We start from the raw sequence: 17,763 nt of genomic DNA, 5'->3' as shown, positions 1-17,763 counted from the left end.
CAGAACACTGGGTCGATAGGCCGGACGTGGAAGCGGGGACGAAAGACCCGTGCAGCTGACCGGTACTAATCAGCCGACAACTTCAACACCAACACTCTTGTGCTACGCGTCCACTGTGCGGTTCCCGAACCACCAACACCACACCCCACCACGGGGTGCCCAGTGTTGACAAAGGTTCCATAGAGTTACGGCGGTCACAGCGAAGGGGAAACGCCCGGTCCCATACCGAACCCGGAAGCTAAGCCCTTCAGCGCCGATGGTACTGCCCTGGAGACGGGGTGGGAGAGTAGGACGCCGCCGGACAACCCTTCACCGAAGGCCCACCCCACACGGGGTGGGCCTTCGGCATTTCCGGACCCTCGCGCTGGCCACCCCGTCCGGGCGGGCCCGCGCCGACGTCGCGCCGCAGGACTCCCCGGGCCCCTCCGTCACGTGTCACGGCGGGGCCGACGTGGGAAGATGGCCTGCGCAAACTCCAGAACGAGAGGTAACCCCGTGAACGACACCTCCCACGATCCCGAGTCGGAGCGCCCGTCGTCGGGCGACGACCGTGGTGGTCGACGCGACCGTGACGGGCGACAGGGTTCCTCCCGTGACGCGCGCGGGGCGGGGCCCGGACGACCCGGCGGCGGCGCTGCCCCCGGCGGCCGCGACCGTCGTCGTGGCGGTGGCGACGACGCCCGTCGCGGGTCGGGTGACTCGCGCGGACGGCAGGACGGCGGCTACCGAGGGAAGCCCGACGGCACGCGCGGCCGCGCGGAGGGGGGCCGACCCGACCGGGGGTACGGGGGCACGGACCGCGACCGTCGGGCCGGCGACCGTCCCGGGCGCCGCGACGACCGTTCGCCCGCTCGTGACGGGCGCGGCACGTCCGGTGCGCGCGGCGACGGGTACCAGCGACCCGCTCGTGCGGGTGAGGGGGACCGGGGGCGGTACGACCGGGACTCGTCCGAGCGTCGTCGCGACGGTGCAGGCGCGCGTGACGACCGCCGAGGTGGCGACCGCCGCGGGCACGCACCCCGTGCCGGGGCCGGCCGGGATCGTGAGGGCTTCGACCGCCGTCCCGAGCCGCGTCACCCCGCGGGGCCGGAGATCCCCGACGAGGTGCAGATCTCGCAGCTCGACCGCGCGGCGCGCGGTCGCCTACGGACGTTGAGCAAGGAGACCGCGGAGGTCGTCGGACGTCACCTGGTCATGGCCGGGCGGCTCATCGACTCCGACCCGGAGCTCGCCTACGAGCACGCGCAGGCCGCGGTGCGGCGTGCGGGCCGCGTCGACGTCGCGCGCGAGGCGGCGGGTCTGACGGCCTACGCGACCGGCCGGTACGCCGAGGCGCTCCGCGAGCTGCGCACCGTGCGACGCCTCAACGGGTCGTCGGAGCACCTGCCGATCATGGCCGACTGCGAGCGAGGGCTCGGACGGCCGGAGCGCGCGCTCGCCCTCGCGGCGTCGGAGGAGGCCGCGACCCTCGACGACGTCGGGCGCACGGAGCTCGCGATCGTCGTGAGCGGCGCGCGCGTCGACCTCGGCGAGCTCGACGCCGCCCTCGCGGCGCTCGAGCAGGTGCCCGCGGTCGGGGCGCGCGGCGAGCTGGGCGCGCGCGTCCTGCAGGCGCGGGCGTCGGTTCTCGAGGTCGCCGGCCGGACCGAGGAGGCCGCGCAGATCCTCGCGGGCATCGACGCGAGCCTGCTTGCTGCGGCGCTGGGCGAGGAGGACGACGACGTCGTGGTCTACGACCTGACGGACGAGATCGAGGAGCCCGAGCAGTCCGAGGACGAGGCTTCCGGCGCGTCGCGACCGACGAGCACCGACGGTGCGGTCGAGCAGTCCGACGAGGGCGCGCCCGAGGGCCCGCAGGGCGACACGCCGGACGAGGCTCCGGACACGACGGAGGGTGCCGCGCCGTCGGACGGGGCCGACCGGTGAGCGCCGGGCTGCTCGGGAGCGACGTCGCGCTCGCCGACCGGTACGACCTCGCGCTCGTCGACCTCGACGGCGTCGCGTACCGCGGGCACGAGCCGATCGAGCACGCGTCGGAGGGTCTGACGACGGCGCGCGCCCGTGGCATGCGTCTCGTGTTCGTCACGAACAACGCGTCGCGCGAGCCCGGTTCGGTGGCCGAGCAGCTCACGGGCCTCGACATCCCCACCTCGGCGGACGAGGTCATGACTGCCGCGCAGGCGGCCGCCGCGCTGCTGCGGACCCGGCTCGAGCCGGGCGCGCGCGTCCTCGTGGTCGGTGGGGCGGGTCTGGTGACGGCGGTCCACGACGCCGGGTTCGTGCTCGTGGAGAGCGCGGACGACGATCCCGACGCCGTGGCGCAGGGCTTCGCGCCGGAGCTCGGCTGGGCACAGCTCGCCGAGGCGGCGTACGCCGTCCAGCGGGGCGCGTGGCACGTCGCGAGCAACCTCGACCTGTCGCTGCCGACCGCGCGCGGGTTCGCGCCGGGCAACGGGTCGCTGGTCGGTGCCGTGCGCGCCGCGACGGGCGTGGAGCCCGACAGCGCGGGCAAGCCGTCGCCGACCATGTACCGGCTCGCGATCGAGCGCGCGGGCTCCGAGGCGCCGCTCGTCGTCGGGGACCGGCTCGACACGGACCTCGCCGGCGCCCGCGCGGGCGGCTATCCCGGTCTGCACGTCCTGACCGGGGTGAGCACGGCGCGGGACGCGATCCTGGCGGAGCCGCACCTGCGCCCGCACTACGTGGGCGCGGACCTGCGCAGCCTCCTCGAGCCGCACCCGGTGCCCGTGCGCACCGAGGCCGGCTGGTGGTCGTGCGGCGACAGCGCGGCGCGGGTCGACGACGGCGCGCTGCGCCTGGACGTGCGGGGCACCGCGACGGTGGACACCGTCCGGGCGGCGGCCGCCGCGGCGTGGGCGTCGGCCGACGCGGGGCTCCCCGTGGACCCGGCGACGGTCCCCGAGCTGCCCGTCGGGACGCACTGAGCCCGACGGGCGAGCGGCGCGACGCGCCGCCCTGCGCAGGCAGATGGTCGTGCCCGTCCGTGGGACGCAACCGGTAGCGTGGTCTGGGATGCCCGGACATCGCCCGGGCGACGTTCGCGCAGCCCAGCAGACAGGAGGCAGGACATGACGGACGGTCCGCTGCGTCCGGTTCCCGGACCGCCTCCCGGCGGACGACCGGCGAGCCCGGCGGCCGGCCGAGACGGTGAGGAGCCGTCGTCGGTCGTCAGTCCGCTCGACACCGCGCTCGGACGGCTCGACGGGCTGGAGGGGCTCACCACCGCCGACCACGTGGGGGTGCTGGAGGCCGTGCACGACGCGCTGGTCGCCGAGCTCGCCCGCACGGAGGACTGAGCGTGGCCGAGCGCACCGGTGCCCGCCTCGACGGCGAGCTCGTCCGGCGCGGGCTCGCGCGGTCGCGCCGCCAGGCCGCCGAGCTCGTGGCCGCGGGCCGGGTGACGCGCGGCGGGACGGTCGTGACCAAGCCGTCGACCGCCGTCGGGCCGGACGACCTGCTCGCGGTGACGCCCGACCCGGCGGACCCCGGCTACGCCTCGCGCGCCGCGTTCAAGCTCGCCGGGGTGCTCGACGCCCTGGACGCGCTCGATCCCGCGGGCGCGCCGCCGCGGCCGCCCGCCGTCGACGGCGCGCGGTGCCTCGACCTGGGGGCGTCGACCGGGGGCTTCACCGACGTCCTGCTGCGCCGGGGCGCGCGCGAGGTCGTGGCGGTGGACGTCGGGCACGACCAGCTCGTGCCGGCCCTGCGCGCCGACCCTCGGGTCCGGGTGCACGAGGGGCTCAACGTGCGCGACCTGGTTCCCGAGCACGTCGGGGCCGTGCCCGACCTCGTCGTCGGCGACCTGTCGTTCATCTCGCTCGCGATGGTGCTGCCCGCCGTCGCGGGGGTGGTGGGCCCGGGCTCCGACCTGCTTCTGCTCGTGAAGCCGCAGTTCGAGGTCGGCCGGGAACGCCTCGGGAGCGGCGGCGTCGTGCGCGACCCCGCGCTCCACGCCGAGGTCGTCGCCGCGGTCGCGGGGCACGCGGCGGTCGTCGGGCTGCGCCCGCTCGCCGTCGTGCCGAGCCCGCTGCCCGGGCCGAGCGGCAACCGCGAGTACTTCTGGTGGCTGCGGGCCGGCGACCCCGGCCGCGCCGACGACGCCGCGCTCGAGGACTCCGCGCTGGAGGACGCCGCTGCCGCGGCGGTGGCGTGGCGGCCCGCGCCCGACGGCGGCCTGCCGCCCGTCGTCCTCGTCGCCCGGGCGGCCGGACCGGGTCCGACGCCCGACGCTACGACGCCCGACCGACCCCTGACAGGAGGAGCACCGTGACGCGACGCGTGCTGATCGTGACCCACGGCGGCCGCCCCGAGGCGGTCGTCGCGCTGCACGAGGCGGTGACCGAGCTCGAGCGCGCCGGGTTCACCGTGACGCTGCACGACGACGACCTCGCGGAGAAGTTCGGCGACCACATGGCGCGCACGCGGGCGCGCGAGGGCGTCGCGGAGTCCGAGGTCGTCATGGTCCTCGGCGGCGACGGCACGATCCTGCGCGCCGCCGAGCTCACGCACGGGACCGGGGTGCCGCTGCTCGGCGTCAACCTCGGGCACGTGGGGTTCCTCGCCGAGAGCGAGCGCGAGGACCTGCGCGCCGCCGTGGGGCGGCTGGCGGCGTACGACTACACGGTCGAGGAGCGCACGATCGTCGAGGTCCGCGCCTTCCTCCCGGGCGAGCCGGAGCCGCTCGTGGGGTGGGCGCTCAACGAGGCGACGGTCGAGAAGGCGCAGCGCGAGCGCATGATCGAGGTCGTCCTCGGCGTCGACGGTCGCCCGTTGTCGTCGTTCGGGTGCGACGGCGTCGTGACGGCGACCGCGACCGGCTCGACGGCGCACGCGTTCTCCGCGGGCGGGCCGGTGATGTGGCCGGACGTGGACGCGGTGCTCGTCGTGCCGCTCGCGGCCCACGCGCTCTTCGCGCGACCGCTCGTGGTCGGCCCGCGCTCGACGATCACGGTCGACGTGCTGCCGGACTCGGCGTCGTCGGGCGTGCTCACGTGCGACGGCCGCCGGCGCATCGACCTGCCCAACGGCTCGCGGGTCGAGGTGCGGCGCTCGGACACGCCCCTGCGCCTCGCGCGCCTCAGCACGGCGCCGTTCACGGACCGGCTGGTGTCCAAGTTCTCGCTCCCCGTCGTCGGGTGGCGCGAGCGGGCGGCGAGCGTCGCCGCGACGGCGGGGACGACGGCGGAGCGCGCGGCCGCGGCCGCGGGCAGGGAACCGGGGGAGCCGGTCGTCACGGACGAGGAGGAGTGAGCGTGCTCGAGGAGATCGCGATCGAGAACCTCGGCGTCATCCGGTCGGCCCGCGTCCCGGTCGGGGCGGGCCTGACCGTGATCACGGGCGAGACGGGCGCGGGCAAGACCATGGTGCTCACCGGGCTCGGCCTGCTCATGGGCGGCAAGGCGGACCCGGCGACGGTGCGCCCGGGCGCGGCGAGCGCCGTGGTCGAGGGGCGCGTGCGCGTCACGGACCGTCCGGCGGTCGCGCAGCGGGTCGACGACGCGGGTGGCCAGGTGGACGACGACGGCACGGTCGTCATCCTGCGCACCGTCGCGGCGGAGGGGCGGTCGCGCGCGCACCTCGGTGGCCGCAGCGTCCCGCAGGGCGTGCTCGCGGAGATCGCCGACGACCTCGTGACGGTCCACGGCCAGTCCGACCAGCTCCGGCTGCGGACCGCGAGCCGGCAGCGCAGCGCGCTGGACGCGTTCGCCGGTCCACCGCACGCCGAGCTGCTGACCGCGTACCGCGACGCGTGGACCGAGCGGTCGGCGCTGCAGGCGGAGATCGAGGACATCGAGACGCGCGCGGGCGAGCGCGCCCGGGAGGCCGAGCTGCTGCGCCTCGGCCTCGCGGAGGTCGAGCGGGTGGCCCCCCAGCCGGGCGAGGACGTCGAGCTCACGGCGCTCGTCGCGCGCCTGGGCAACGTCGAGGAGCTGCGGGTCGCGGCGCAGCTCGCGCACGAGGCCGTGGCCGGCGACGAGGCCGTGGAGCCGCAGGAGAACGCGGTCGTGTCGGTCGACCGGGCGCGACGCGCGCTCGAGGCGGTGGCGGACACGGACCCCGTGCTCGCCCGGCTCGCCGAGCGGCTCGCGGAGGTGGGCTACGTGCTCGCCGACGTCGCGACGGAGATCTCGGGCTACGTCGAGGACCTCGCAGCCGACCCCGCGGGCCTCGAGACCGCGCACGCGCGCCTCGCCGAGCTCGGCACGCTGACCCGCAGCTACGGCGAGACGGTGGACGACGTGCTCGCCTGGGCGAGCGACGCCGGGCTGCGGCTCCTGGACCTGGACGACGGCGGCGAGCGGCTCCACGCCGCGACCGCGCGCCGTGACGAGCTCGACGCGGAGCTGGAGCGCCTCGGGACCGCGATCACCGCCTCGCGCGAGCGCGCCGCGGCCGAGCTCGCGACCGCCGTGACCGACGAGCTGCGCGGGCTGGCCATGGGCGGCGCGAGTCTCGTGGTCGACGTCGCTCGGGCCGAGGAGCCCGGCCCGTGGGGCGTCGACGTGGTGACCTTCTCGCTCGTCGCCCACGCCGGGGCGCCGGCCCGACCGCTCGGCAAGGGTGCGTCGGGCGGCGAGCTCTCCCGCGTGATGCTCGCGATCGAGGTGGCGCTCGCGACGGCGGCGGTCGACGGCACCGGGCAGGTGCTGCCGACGTTCGTCTTCGACGAGGTCGACGCGGGCGTCGGGGGCAAGGCGGCGGTCGAGGTCGGGCGCCGGCTCGCGTCCCTCGCGACGCGCGCGCAGGTGGTCGTCGTGACGCACCTCGCCCAGGTCGCGGCGTTCGCGGACGTCCAGCTCGTGGTGACGAAGTCGTCGGACACGCCGTCGGGCACGGGCGACGGTGACCCGGCCGCGGGCGTCACGGTCACCGGTGTGCGCGAGGTCACGGGAGACGAGCGCGTCCGCGAGCTCGCGCGGATGCTCTCCGGGCAGGAGGACTCGGACGCGGCCCGCCGCCACGCGGTGGAGCTTCTGGAGTCCTCGGTCGTGGGACGATAGGGCACGATGAGACTCACTCTGCGCAAAGCCTCCCTGCCGGAGGCCGGGTCCGGCACGCTCGGCCCGGCCAAGGTCGACGCGCGCACCAAGGCGCTCACGAAGCGGCTCCAGCCGGGCGACGTCGCGGTGATCGACCACGTCGACATCGACCGCGTCGCCGCCGACGCCCTCGTCGCGGCCAAGCCGTCCGCCGTCCTCAACGCCGCCAAGTCGGTCTCGGGACGCTACCCGAACCTGGGGCCCGACGTCCTCGTCGAGGCGGGGATCGTGCTCGTCGACGACCTGGGCCCGGCGATCATGGCCGTCCCGGAGGGTCGTGAGCTGCGGCTCGACGGCGGCAAGGTCTACCTCGGCGACGACCTGGTGGCCGAGGGCGTCCTGCAGAGCGAGGAGACGGTCGCGCGCAGCCTCGAGGAGGCGCGCGCCAACCTCTCGGTCGAGATCGAGTCGTTCGCCGAGAACACGATGAACTACCTGCGGCGCGAGCGGGACCTGCTGCTCGACGGCGTCGGCGTCCCGGACATCCGCACCCCGATCGACGGGCGGCAGGTGCTCATCGTGGTGCGCGGCTACCACTACCGCGAGGACCTCGCGACGCTGCGCCCCTACATCACGGAGTACCGGCCCGTCCTCATCGGCGTGGACGGCGGCGCGGACGCGATCCTCGACGCGGGCTGGAAGCCGGACATGATCGTCGGCGACATGGACTCGGTGTCCGACCGCGCTCTGAGCAGCGGCGCCGAGGTCGTGGTGCACGCGTACCGCGACGGCAAGGCGCCGGGTCTGGAGCGCGTCCAGGAACTCGGCGTCGAGCCGGTCGTGTTCCCGGCGACGGGCACGAGCGAGGACATCGCGATGCTCCTCGCCGACGACAAGGGCGCCGAGGTCATCGTCGCCGTCGGGACGCACGCGACCCTGGTCGAGTTCCTCGACAAGGGCCGCGCGGGCATGGCCAGCACGTTCCTCACCCGGCTGCGCGTCGGCGGCAAGCTCGTCGACGCGAAGGGCGTCTCGCGCCTGTACCGGCACCGGATCTCCAACCTCCAGCTCTGGCTCCTGTCGATCGCGGGGCTCCTCGCCGTCGTCGCGGCACTGTGGTCGACGGCGGCGGGCCAGACGTTCTTCGGGATCGTGGGCGCCCGGTTCGACGACCTCTGGTCGTGGATCGGGTCGCTCTTCACGGGCGGCGGCTGAGCCCGACCGGGCCGTCGTCGGCCCGCGCGCGTCGCTCCCGACCGCGCTCGACCCGCGCTCCCGCGCACCCTGACCTTGCCAGCACGCAGCAGCTCGAACCGAAGGACACCACCGCACAGTGATCGACTTCAGGTACCACATCGTCTCGTTGATCTCGGTCTTCCTGGCGCTCGCCGTGGGGATCATCCTCGGCGCGGGGCCGCTCCAGGGGGCCATCGGCGACCAGCTCACCGGGCAGGTGGAGCAGCTGCGCACCGAGCGCAACGAGCTGCGCGACCAGCTCGACGAGGCGAACGTGACGCTCGGCAACGACTCGCGGTACATCGAGGCGGCGGGGCCGCAGCTCGTGGCCGGTTCGCTCCAGGACCGTCGCGTCGCCGTCGTCGACCTGGACGGGGCGGACAACGAGCGCGACGACGCGATCGCGGAGCAGCTCGAGACGGCGGGGGCCTCGGTGGTCGGCCACGTCCGCCTGACGGACTCGTGGACGGACCAGGACGAGGAGAGCGCGCGCCAGACCGTGGCCGAGGGCCTCGGGGAGAAGCTGGGCGAGGTCCCGCAGGACGCCACCCCGGAGCAGCGGCTCGCCCGCGCGCTCGCGCTCGCGCTCACCGGCTCCACGCCGACCAGCTCCGAGGAGCGCAGCCCCGAGGCCATCGAGCTCGAGGCGCTCCTGGAGCGCTTCGCGCTCGTGGACGTGGTGTCCGAGCAGACCCTCCCGGCGGACGTCGTCCTGCTGCTGAGCGGCCCGGCACCCCAGCAGGCCGCCCCCACGGGGGAGGGCGAGGAGGCGCCCGCGCCGGACACGTACGTCGTCGACATCGAGGTGCAGGTGGCCGTCGCCGCCCAGGAGGTCGCCGAGGCGGCCCTCGTCGCCGGCCCGACGGCGGTGAGCGGCGACGTCGTCTCGACCATCCGCGCGAACGACGACCTCGCCGCGGCGCTCTCCACGGTCAGCGGCATCGAGGCGGAGCCGGGCCGGATCAACGTCCCGCTCGCCCTCGCCGCGCGCGTCGCGGACCAGGTCGGGCAGTTCGGGTTCGAGGAAAGCGCGACCGCGGTCGTCCCGCCCGCCGTCGAGCTCCTGCCGGTGACGCGCACGACGTCGTCCGACGCGGGCGCTCAGGACGCCGCGGCGGGCGACAACCCGGGCGGCGTCTCCGGCAGCACGGAGGACGGCGGTGCCGCGGACGTCGAGCAGGCTACCGCCGGCGCGGGGGAGGGCTGACGTGGCGCGCGCGCTGCGCACCCTCGCCGCGGCCGGGGTCGCCGCCGTCGTGACGGCGACGGCGCGCCGTGCGGCCGGGTCGCGCCCGCCGGGCGGCACGGAGCGCTGGACGCGCACCAACCACCGGGGCGAGCCGATCAGCCTGCTCGAGGGCCCGGCGGTCGCCGCCGGCCTCGTCGCCGGGACGCTCGCGGCGTGGGGCGACGCCCGCACGCGCGGCGCGGTCGCCCTCGCGACGGCGAGCGCGGGCGCGTTCGGCCTCGTCGACGATCTCGCGGAGGACACGTCCACCCGGACGAAGGGCCTGCGCGGCCACCTCGGCGCGCTCGCCGAGGGCCGCGTGACGACGGGCGCGCTGAAGGTCCTCGGGATCAGCGGCGTCTCGCTCGTCGCGGCGGCGATCGGGACCCGGCGCACGGGCGGGGCGTTCGGCCACCTCGTCGACGTCGGCGTGAACGGCGCGCTCATGGCGGGTACGGCCAACCTGCTCAACCTCCTGGACCTGCGCCCGGGCCGCGCGCTCAAGGCCGCCGGGGTGGCGTCGCTGCCGTACCTCGGCACCTCCGCGGCCCCGACGACGGCCGCGGTCCTCGGGGCCGCCGCCGCCGCGGCGCCGGGCGACCTGGGCGAGCGCGACATGCTCGGCGACTGCGGCGCGAACGCGCTCGGCGCCGCGCTCGGCTCGCAGGTCGCGTTCGCGACGCCCCGCTCGGTGCGCTGGCTCGCGCTCGCGGGCGTGGTCGGTCTGACCCTCGCGAGCGAGAAGGTGAGCTTCTCGACGGTCATCGAGGGCAACGACGTGCTGCGGCGCGTGGACACGTGGGGCCGGCGCCCGGCGTGAGCGCGCGGGCGGGGCGGCTGCGCGCCGCCACGGGCACCCTGGCGGGCGCCGCCGCGATGATCACGCTCGTGACGATCGCGAGCCGGCTCGTCGGGTTCGCACGGTCGCTCGTGCAGTCCGCCGCGGTCGGCACCGAGGGCGTCGGCTCGGCGTACACGGCGGCGAACCTCCTGCCGAACGTCCTCTTCGAGGTCGCGGCCGGGGGTGCGCTCGCGGGCGCGGTCGTGCCGCTCCTCGCCGGGCCGATCGTCCGCCGGTCGGGCACCGAGGTCTCGCGCATCGCGTCGGCCCTGCTCGGGTGGACGCTCGTCGTGCTGGTCCCGCTCGGGGGCCTGCTCGCCCTCCTCGCGCAGCCGATCGCCGGGCTCCTCATGAGCGAGCACCCGGAGCTCGTCGACGTCACCGCGACGTTCGTGCGAGTCTTCGCGCTCCAGGTCCCGCTCTACGGGCTCGCGGTGGTGCTCGGCAGCATCCTGCAGGCGCACAAGCGCTTCTTCTGGCAGGCGTTCTCGCCGCTCCTGTCGAGCCTCGCGGTCATCGTGGTCTTCCTCGTGTTCTACCGGCTCGCGGACGGCGACCAGGCGGACGTCGCCGCGCTGTCGGGGGACGCCATCGCCTGGCTCGGATGGGGCACGACGGCGGGCGTCGCGGTCCTCGCGCTGCCGCTCGTCCTTCCCGTGCACCGGCTGGGCGTGCGGCTGCGGCCCACGCTGCGGTTCCCGGGCGGCGAGGCCGTCCGTGCGCGCAACCTGGCGTTCGCGGGCATCGGGGCGCTGGTCGCGCAGCAGCTCTCCGTGCTGGCCATCATGGGCGCCGCCTACCGGTACGGGCCGGAACAGACCTTCCCGACGTACTGGTTCGCCCAGCAGGTGTACCTCCTGCCGTACGCCGTGCTGGCGTTCCCGCTCGCGACGAGCGCGTTCCCGCGGCTCGCCGAGCACGTCGCCCACGCGCGCCACGAGGCCTACCGGCGCCTCCTCGCGACCACGACGCGCACGCTGCTCGTCGTGGCCGGCCTGGGCGCCGCGGCCCTGATCGCGGCGTCCGCGGCCGTCGAGGCGGTGTTCGCCCACATCGCCAAGGGCTCGGTCGCGGGCCTCGGGGGCGCGGTCGCCGGCATGGCCGTCGGCATCGTCGGCTTCTCGCTGATCCTGCACCTGTCGCGCGCGCTGTACACGATCGACCGCCAGCGCGTCGCCGTCGTGGTCACCGCCGCGGGGTGGCTCGTGGTCGCGGCGACCGCGTACGTCCTGCCCGCGGCGACCGGTGTCCGGGACCAGGCGGGGGTGCTGCTCCAGCTCGGCCTGGCGACGGCGGTCGGGATGTCGGTCGCGGGCGCCGGCCTGCTCCTCGCGACGCGCCGGCACGCGGGGCCCGGGGCGACGCGCGGGGTCCCGCGGGCCCTCCTGGTCGTCGCCGTGGGCGTGGCCCTCGGCGCGCTGGCGGGCTCGGCGGTCTCGGGCGCGCTGCTGCCCGACGACGCGGGCTGGCTGCCCGCCGTCGGGGTCGGGGTGCTCGCCGCGGTCGTCGCGGGTGCGGTCGTCGTCGCGGTGTCGCTCGTGGGCGATCGCGCCGCCCTGCTCGGCGTCCTGCGGCGCGGCCGGGCGGGCGGCACGCCCCCCGAGGGCGCGGCCGGGGACGTCGCTCCTGGTGGGACGGCCGCCTCGTCCGAGGACGACCCGACGGCGTAGGCGCTCGCCGGTCGGCCGGGGAGGGACTCGCGGCGCGACGGCGCGTGCCGGGACCCGCGGAGGTGGCGCGTCGCACTGCCCGGCCCGCGTGCCGTCGTCGGGCACGCTGTTAGGATGGAGTTCCGTGGCAGACCTCCTGAACCGGCCCTCCTCCCGCCTCAACGCCTCGGGCGCACGCACCGAGCACCGCACCGCGCACGTCTTCGTCACCGGCGGCGTCGCCTCCTCGCTCGGCAAGGGCCTCACGGCATCCAGCCTCGGTCGTCTGCTCCGCTCGCGCGGTCTGCGCGTCACCATGCAGAAGCTCGACCCGTACCTCAACGTCGATCCCGGGACGATGAACCCGTTCCAGCACGGCGAGGTGTTCGTCACCGAGGACGGCGCCGAGACGGACCTCGACATCGGCCACTACGAGCGCTTCCTCGACGTCGACCTCGAGGCCTCCGCGAACGTCACGACCGGCCAGGTGTACTCCCAGGTCATCGCCCGCGAGCGGCGCGGCGAGTACCTCGGCGACACGGTCCAGGTCATCCCGCACATCACCGACGAGATCAAGACGCGCATGCGCGCCCAGGCGGGCGAGGACGTCGACGTCATCATCACCGAGATCGGCGGCACGGTCGGCGACATCGAGTCGCAGCCGTTCCTCGAGGCCGCGCGCCAGGTGCGCCACGAGCTCGGCCGCGACGACGTCTTCTTCCTCCACGTGTCGCTCGTGCCGTACATCGGCCCGTCGGGCGAGCTCAAGACGAAGCCGACGCAGCACTCGGTCGCCGCGCTGCGCTCGATCGGCATCCAGCCCGACGCGATCGTGCTGCGCGCCGACCGCGTGGTCCCCGAGCCGGTCAAGCGCAAGATCGCGCTCATGTGCGACGTCGACAACGAGGCCGTCGTCAACGCGGTCGACGCGCCGAGCATCTACGACATCCCGCGCGTGCTGCACTCCGAGGGCCTCGACGCGTACGTCGTGCGCCGCCTCGGCCTGCCGTTCCACGACGTCGACTGGGACGGCTGGAGCCAGCTCCTCGAGCGCGTGCACCAGCCCGCCCACCGGGTCGAGGTCGCGCTCGTCGGCAAGTACATCGACCTCCCGGACGCCTACCTCTCGGTCACCGAGGCGCTGCGCGCGGGCGGGTTCGCGAACGACGCGAAGGTCACGATCCGCTGGGTCGCCTCCGACGAGTGCCAGACCCCGGCCGGCGCGGACGACGCGCTGCACGGCGTCGACGCCGTCCTCGTGCCGGGCGGGTTCGGCGTGCGGGGCATCGAGGGCAAGCTCGGCGCGCTGCGCTGGGCGCGGGAGAACAAGGTCCCGACGCTCGGCATCTGCCTCGGCCTGCAGTCGATGGTGATCGAGTACGCGCGCAACGTGCTCGGGATCGACGACGCGTCGTCGACCGAGTTCGACCCGGGCACGTCCCACCCCGTCATCGCGACGATGGAGGAGCAGCTCGCGATCGTCGGCGGCGACGGCGACCTGGGCGGCACGATGCGCCTCGGGTCGTACGAGGCGGCGCTGGCACCGGGCTCGGTCGTCGCCAAGACGTACGGGTCGGAGCGCGTCTCGGAGCGTCACCGCCACCGCTACGAGGTGAACAACTCCTACCGCAAGCAGCTCGAGGAGGCGGGGCTCGTGATCAGCGGGACGTCGCCGGACTCGTCGCTCGTCGAGTTCGTCGAGCTCCCCGCGGACGTGCACCCGTACTACGTGAGCACGCAGGCGCACCCGGAGTTCAAGTCGCGCCCGACGCGCTCCCACCCGCTGTTCACCGGCCTCGTCAACGCCGCGCTCGAGAACCAGGCCGACTGAGTGGCCGCCGAGCCGGGCCCGGTGCCGGTCGACGTGCCGGGCGGCGCGCCCGTCGTCGACGCCCTCGCCTCGCGCCCCGTCGTCGAGACGACGGTCGTGCACGCGGGTCGCGTGTTCGACCTGCGGTCCGACGTGGTCGACCTCGGGGAGGGGGGCCGCGTCACGCGCGAGTACCTCGACCATCCCGGCGCGGTCGCGATCGTCGCCCTCGACGAGCAGGAGCGCGTCCTGCTGCTGCGGCAGTACCGCCACCCCGTGCGGCGCGAGCTGTGGGAGGTGCCCGCCGGCCTGCTCGACGTCGTCGGCGAGGACGCGCGGCTCGCCGCCGCCCGCGAGCTCGCCGAGGAGTCCGACCTGCAGGCCGCGCGCTGGGACGTCCTCGTCGACTATTTCACGACGCCGGGCGGCTCGAACGAGGCGCTGCGCGTCTTCCTCGCGCGAGACCTGTCGCCCGTCCCGGACGACGAGCGGTTCGAGCGCGAGGCCGAGGAGCTCGACATGGAGCTGCGGTGGGTGCCGCTCGACGAGGCGCTGCGCGGCGTCCTCGCGGGCGAGCTGCACAACCCGTCCGCCGTCGTCGGGATCCTCGCCGCGGCCGCGTCGCGCGCGGACGGCTGGGCGTCGCTGCGCCCGGCCGACGCGCCGTGGCCGGAGCGCCGCGGCGGCTGACGCGCCCGGCCGTGCCGGGCCACCGGTCGGTGCACCGGTTCCGGTAGCGTCCTGGGGCGTGGACCTTCCCCTCTTCGACCTCGTTCCCGTCCCGGCGGGCCGGCTCGACCTCGTCGACGCGCGCACCCGGGAGTCGCGCACCGTCGTCCTGGAGCCGTTCTGCGTCGCGCGCACCCCGGTGACGGTCGGTCAGCACCGCGCCGTCCTCGACGCCGACCCGCACGGCCCGCGCCCCGGGGGCGGCCCGTCGGCGGACGACGACGTGCCCGTGCACGGGCTGACGTGGTTCGAGGCGGTGCTCTGGTGCAACGCGGCGTCCCGGGTGGCGGGCCTGGAACCCGCGTACCGGGTCGAGGGTCGGGACGTGCGCTGGGACGTGCGGTCCGCGGGGTACCGGCTCGCGACCGAGGCCGAGTGGGAGCACGCCTGCCGCGGCGGGACGCCGGGCCCGCGCTACGGCCCGATCGGCGACGTCGCCTGGACCGCGGACGACGACGTCGACGGTCCACGCCCCGTCGCCACGCGGCTCCCGAACGCGTTCGGTCTCCACGACATGCTCGGCAACGTCTGGGAGTGGTGCTGGGACTACGCCGACACCGCGCGCTACGGCGAGTACCGGAGCCTGCGCGGCGGTGGCTGGGCGGACCGGCCCTGGAGCGTGCGCGCGGGGGTGCGTCGTGGCAGCGCGCCCGACGCGCGGATCGAGGACGTCGGGCTGCGGGTCGCGCAGGGTGCGGTGGGCGAGCCGGGCGTCCCTGCCGCCCAGGGCTGGTCGGACGCGGCGGACCGCGCTCGGGCGCAGGTCCCCGGCCTCCTGCCGCTCGGGTGGACGCCGTTGGCGTTCCCGCCCGCCGCCGAGGCGGACGCCGCCACCGTCGGTGCCGACGACTAGGGTCTGACGACGTGCCCGCACCCGACGCCCCGACCCCACCGGGGGACGCGCGCGTCCGCGTCCTCGGGCCGGTGCGGATCCCCGGGCCCGACGGCGCGCCCGTCGTCCCGCGCGGGTCGCGGGCGGCCGCGCTCGTCGTCGCGCTCGCGCTCGCGGGCGGCCGGACGCTGGGCACGGCGACGCTCGTCGAGGACCTGTGGGGACCCGACGCGCCGCAGGACCCGCGCGCCGCGCTCCAGAGCCTCGTCTCGCGGCTCCGGCGGGACGCCGCGCCCGGGACCGTCCTCTCGCGGGCCGGCGGATACGCCCTCGGCGTGCCGAGCGACCTTGACCGCGCCCGTCGCGCGCTCGCAGACGCCCGGACGAGGACACGTCCCGGCGTCGCGCGCCCCGCGGAGGGGGACGCGGCGACCGTCGCCGACCTGCGGCGTCCGGCCCGGCCCCGACGACGGGCGAGCGCGCCCTCGTGCTCGGGGGCGGCGGGTCTACCGGCAGCGCGTGGTTGATCGGCGTCGTCGCCGGTCTGGCCGACGCCGGGCTGGACGTGTCCACGACGGCGGACCTGACCGTCGGGACGTCGGCCGGGTCGACGACGGCAGCGCAGCTCGCCGGAGCGACGCCCGCGGAGCTGTACGCCGCCGCTCTCGTCGCGCCCACGCGCCCGCAGGCGAGGCCGGGTGGCCCGCACGCGGGCGGGGACCGCACGCGGCAGGCGGCGGACCAGATGGCGCGGACGGCTGCGGTCGTCGCCGGTGCCCGGGACGCGGCCGACATGCGCCGCAGGCTCGGGGCGGCGGCGCTCGCCCTGCCCTCGTCGTCGGACGAGGCGGTGCAGTCCCGGTGGCGGGCCACCGTCGCCGCGCGCCTGCCGGACCCGTCCTGGCCCCAGAGGGCCGTCCTCCTCACCGCCGTCGACGCGCGGACCGGTGAGCCCGTGGTCTTCGACCGGCGCGGCGGGGTCGACCTGGTCGACGCCGTCGCGGCGAGCTGCGCGAGCGGGTTCGCCTACCGGGTCGGGGAGGGGCAGTACATCGACGGCGGATATCGCCGCAACGAGAACGCGGACCTGGCGGCGGGGCACCGGCGCGTGCTGGTGCTGTCGCCGTTCGGTGGCAGGACGCGTGCGCCGCTGGACTGGGGCCTCCAGCTCTCGGCCCAGGTCGACGAGCTGCGGGAACGGGGGAGCGAGGTCGAGGTGATCGTCCCGGGGCCCGCGGCCGACCACCTGTTCGGCCCGCAGGCCATGGACCTGTCGCTCCGGCCGGCCGCGGCCGAGGCCGGGTACGAGCGGGGCACCGCGCTCGCGGAGCACGTCGCCGCGTTCTGGCGCTGACCGGCGCGTTCCGGCACTGACGTGCGCTGACGCAGCGGTGGCCCGGGCCGCTCCGGCCCGGGCCACCGTCCGCTCAGGCGCGGGTGCGGGTCGTCAGGACGACGCGCGTCGAGCCGGCGACGAGGAGCGCCGAGCCGAGCATGTGCAGGCCGACGAGGAGCGCAGGCAGGCCCGTGAAGTACTGGACGTACCCGATCAGTCCCTGGGCCAGGGTGATCGTGAGCAGGATCCAGGCCGCGCGGCGCACCTGCTGGGGGCCGCGACGGACGCTCACGAGGTAGGCGACGAGGACAGCGACGAACACCCACACGGCCCACGCGTGGATCTTGCTCATGAGCGCCGGGTCGACCGCGAGGCGGTACCCGACCTCCTCGTCGCCGCTGTGCGGGCCCGCCCCCGTGACGACGACGCCCAGGACGACGATCAGCGCCGTCAGCCCGTACAGCGTCCAGGCGAGCGCGCGCGAGCGTGCCGCGACCGTCAGGGCGGGTGGCCCGTCGCCCTCCCCGGACCGGTGGAGGAGGAGCAGCGAGACGGAGACGAGCGCGGCCGAGACGACGAAGTGCAGCGACACCCAGCCCGGGTGCAGGTGCAGCAGGACGATCACGCCGCCGATGACGGCCTGCGCGGCGACGCCGAGGAGGGGGACGGCACCGAGGAGCCGGTAGGACAGGGCGCGGGACCGGTCGGTCCACACGAGCACCAGCGCGGCGATCGCGATGACGCTCAGAACCCCGGTGAGCGTGCGGTTCCCGTACTCGACGAACTGGTGGTACGTCGTCTCGGGGTGGAACTTCGCCGCGAACTGCCCGGGCTCGCACTGCGGCCAGGTCGAGCACCCGAGCCCCGAGCCCGTGAGCCGCACGGCACCGCCGGTGACGATGATGCCGATCTGCGCCACGAGGTTCGCGACGAGCACCGGTCGGGTCCAACGGCGCCAGCGCGCGAGCCGGTCGGGCCGGGTGGAGCCGTCACCGGTGGCGGCGCCTGCGGGGCTGTCGGCGGGAGCGGGGTCGAGCGCGGGGGGCGGGGTGCTCACGGACCCACGGTATCGGGGCGCGCGGGCGGCCCCGGAATCCTGCG

16 protein-coding genes and 1 rRNA gene are annotated in these 17,763 nt (G+C 76.0%); 16 read left to right on the top strand and 1 reads right to left on the bottom strand.

Annotated features, from left to right (window positions below; translation table 11 throughout):
* Positions 1-186: 186 nt before the first annotated feature.
* From rrf to ACFC2L_RS19535, 16 genes are all read left to right on the top strand, one after another.
* Positions 187-303, top strand: a 5S ribosomal RNA gene (rrf, locus tag ACFC2L_RS19610).
* A gap of 849 nt (positions 304-1,152) precedes the next feature.
* Complete coding sequence (locus ACFC2L_RS19605) at positions 1,153-1,926, top strand: hypothetical protein (protein WP_375826021.1); 774 nt, start codon at positions 1,153-1,155, stop codon at positions 1,924-1,926.
* The gene (locus ACFC2L_RS19600; RefSeq protein ID WP_375826020.1) at positions 1,923-2,945 is read left to right on the top strand and encodes an HAD-IIA family hydrolase; all 1,023 of its coding nucleotides are present in this window, start codon (positions 1,923-1,925) and stop codon (positions 2,943-2,945) included. Before ACFC2L_RS19605 ends, ACFC2L_RS19600 begins: the two co-directional genes overlap by 4 nt.
* A 144-nt stretch (positions 2,946-3,089) precedes the next feature.
* Positions 3,090-3,317: a hypothetical protein gene (locus tag ACFC2L_RS19595; protein WP_375826019.1), complete on the top strand. Its 228-nt coding sequence runs from the start codon at positions 3,090-3,092 to the stop codon at positions 3,315-3,317.
* A gap of 2 nt (positions 3,318-3,319) precedes the next feature.
* A complete protein-coding gene (locus ACFC2L_RS19590; protein WP_375826018.1) occupies positions 3,320-4,291 on the top strand; it encodes a TlyA family RNA methyltransferase in 972 nt (323 codons plus the stop codon).
* Positions 4,288-5,271 (top strand): NAD kinase, encoded by a 984-nt coding sequence (locus tag ACFC2L_RS19585; RefSeq protein ID WP_375826017.1) that lies wholly within the window; start codon positions 4,288-4,290, stop codon positions 5,269-5,271. The genes ACFC2L_RS19590 and ACFC2L_RS19585 overlap by 4 nt, the downstream gene beginning before the upstream one ends.
* Before the next feature lie 2 nt (positions 5,272-5,273).
* Positions 5,274-7,022, top strand: a complete 1,749-nt coding sequence (recN, locus tag ACFC2L_RS19580; protein WP_375826016.1) for a DNA repair protein RecN — start codon at positions 5,274-5,276, stop codon at positions 7,020-7,022.
* A gap of 6 nt (positions 7,023-7,028) precedes the next feature.
* Positions 7,029-8,216, top strand: coding sequence for a putative cytokinetic ring protein SteA (gene steA, locus ACFC2L_RS19575; protein ID WP_375826015.1), 1,188 nt, complete (start codon positions 7,029-7,031; stop codon positions 8,214-8,216).
* A gap of 118 nt (positions 8,217-8,334) precedes the next feature.
* Positions 8,335-9,444, top strand: a complete 1,110-nt coding sequence (locus ACFC2L_RS19570; RefSeq protein ID WP_375826014.1) for a copper transporter — start codon at positions 8,335-8,337, stop codon at positions 9,442-9,444.
* A gap of 1 nt (position 9,445) precedes the next feature.
* Complete coding sequence (locus ACFC2L_RS19565) at positions 9,446-10,285, top strand: hypothetical protein (protein WP_375826013.1); 840 nt, start codon at positions 9,446-9,448, stop codon at positions 10,283-10,285.
* Positions 10,282-11,976 carry a murein biosynthesis integral membrane protein MurJ gene (murJ, locus tag ACFC2L_RS19560; protein ID WP_375826012.1) on the top strand — a complete coding sequence of 565 codons (1,695 nt, stop codon included), beginning with the start codon at positions 10,282-10,284 and terminating at the stop codon, positions 11,974-11,976. Before ACFC2L_RS19565 ends, murJ begins: the two co-directional genes overlap by 4 nt.
* Before the next feature lie 136 nt (positions 11,977-12,112).
* Positions 12,113-13,786, top strand: a complete 1,674-nt coding sequence (locus ACFC2L_RS19555) for a CTP synthase (protein ID WP_375826022.1) — start codon at positions 12,113-12,115, stop codon at positions 13,784-13,786.
* Positions 13,787-14,455 (top strand): NUDIX domain-containing protein, encoded by a 669-nt coding sequence (locus tag ACFC2L_RS19550; RefSeq protein WP_375826011.1) that lies wholly within the window; start codon positions 13,787-13,789, stop codon positions 14,453-14,455. It begins immediately after the preceding gene.
* 58 nt (positions 14,456-14,513) lie between these two features.
* The gene (locus ACFC2L_RS19545) at positions 14,514-15,347 is read left to right on the top strand and encodes a formylglycine-generating enzyme family protein (protein ID WP_375826010.1); all 834 of its coding nucleotides are present in this window, start codon (positions 14,514-14,516) and stop codon (positions 15,345-15,347) included.
* An 11-nt stretch (positions 15,348-15,358) separates the two neighbouring features.
* A complete protein-coding gene (locus ACFC2L_RS19540) occupies positions 15,359-15,853 on the top strand; it encodes a hypothetical protein (protein ID WP_375826009.1) in 495 nt (164 codons plus the stop codon).
* Positions 15,814-16,680, top strand: a complete 867-nt coding sequence (locus ACFC2L_RS19535; protein ID WP_375826008.1) for a patatin-like phospholipase family protein — start codon at positions 15,814-15,816, stop codon at positions 16,678-16,680. The genes ACFC2L_RS19540 and ACFC2L_RS19535 overlap by 40 nt, the downstream gene beginning before the upstream one ends.
* 73 nt (positions 16,681-16,753) lie before the next feature.
* Here the strand turns inward: ACFC2L_RS19535 and ACFC2L_RS19530 are convergent, their stop codons facing one another.
* Positions 16,754-17,719: a heme A synthase gene (locus ACFC2L_RS19530; protein WP_375826007.1), complete on the bottom strand. Its 966-nt coding sequence runs from the start codon at positions 17,717-17,719 to the stop codon at positions 16,754-16,756.
* Positions 17,720-17,763: the final 44 nt, after the last annotated feature.

The organism is Cellulosimicrobium sp. NPDC055967 (assembly GCF_042269845.1).
Classification (GTDB): Bacteria; Actinomycetota; Actinomycetes; order Actinomycetales; family Cellulomonadaceae; genus Cellulosimicrobium.
This window is presented reverse-complemented; position numbering and strand designations above follow the sequence as displayed.

What these genes read in the sequence shown, in the direction of transcription:
- ACFC2L_RS19595 (WP_375826019.1), top strand. Translation starts at nt 3,090, where the DNA reads ATGACGGACGGTCCGCTGCGTCCGGTTCCCGGACCGCCTCCCGGCGGA.
- steA (WP_375826015.1), top strand. Translation starts at nt 7,029, where the DNA reads ATGAGACTCACTCTGCGCAAAGCCTCCCTGCCGGAGGCCGGGTCCGGC.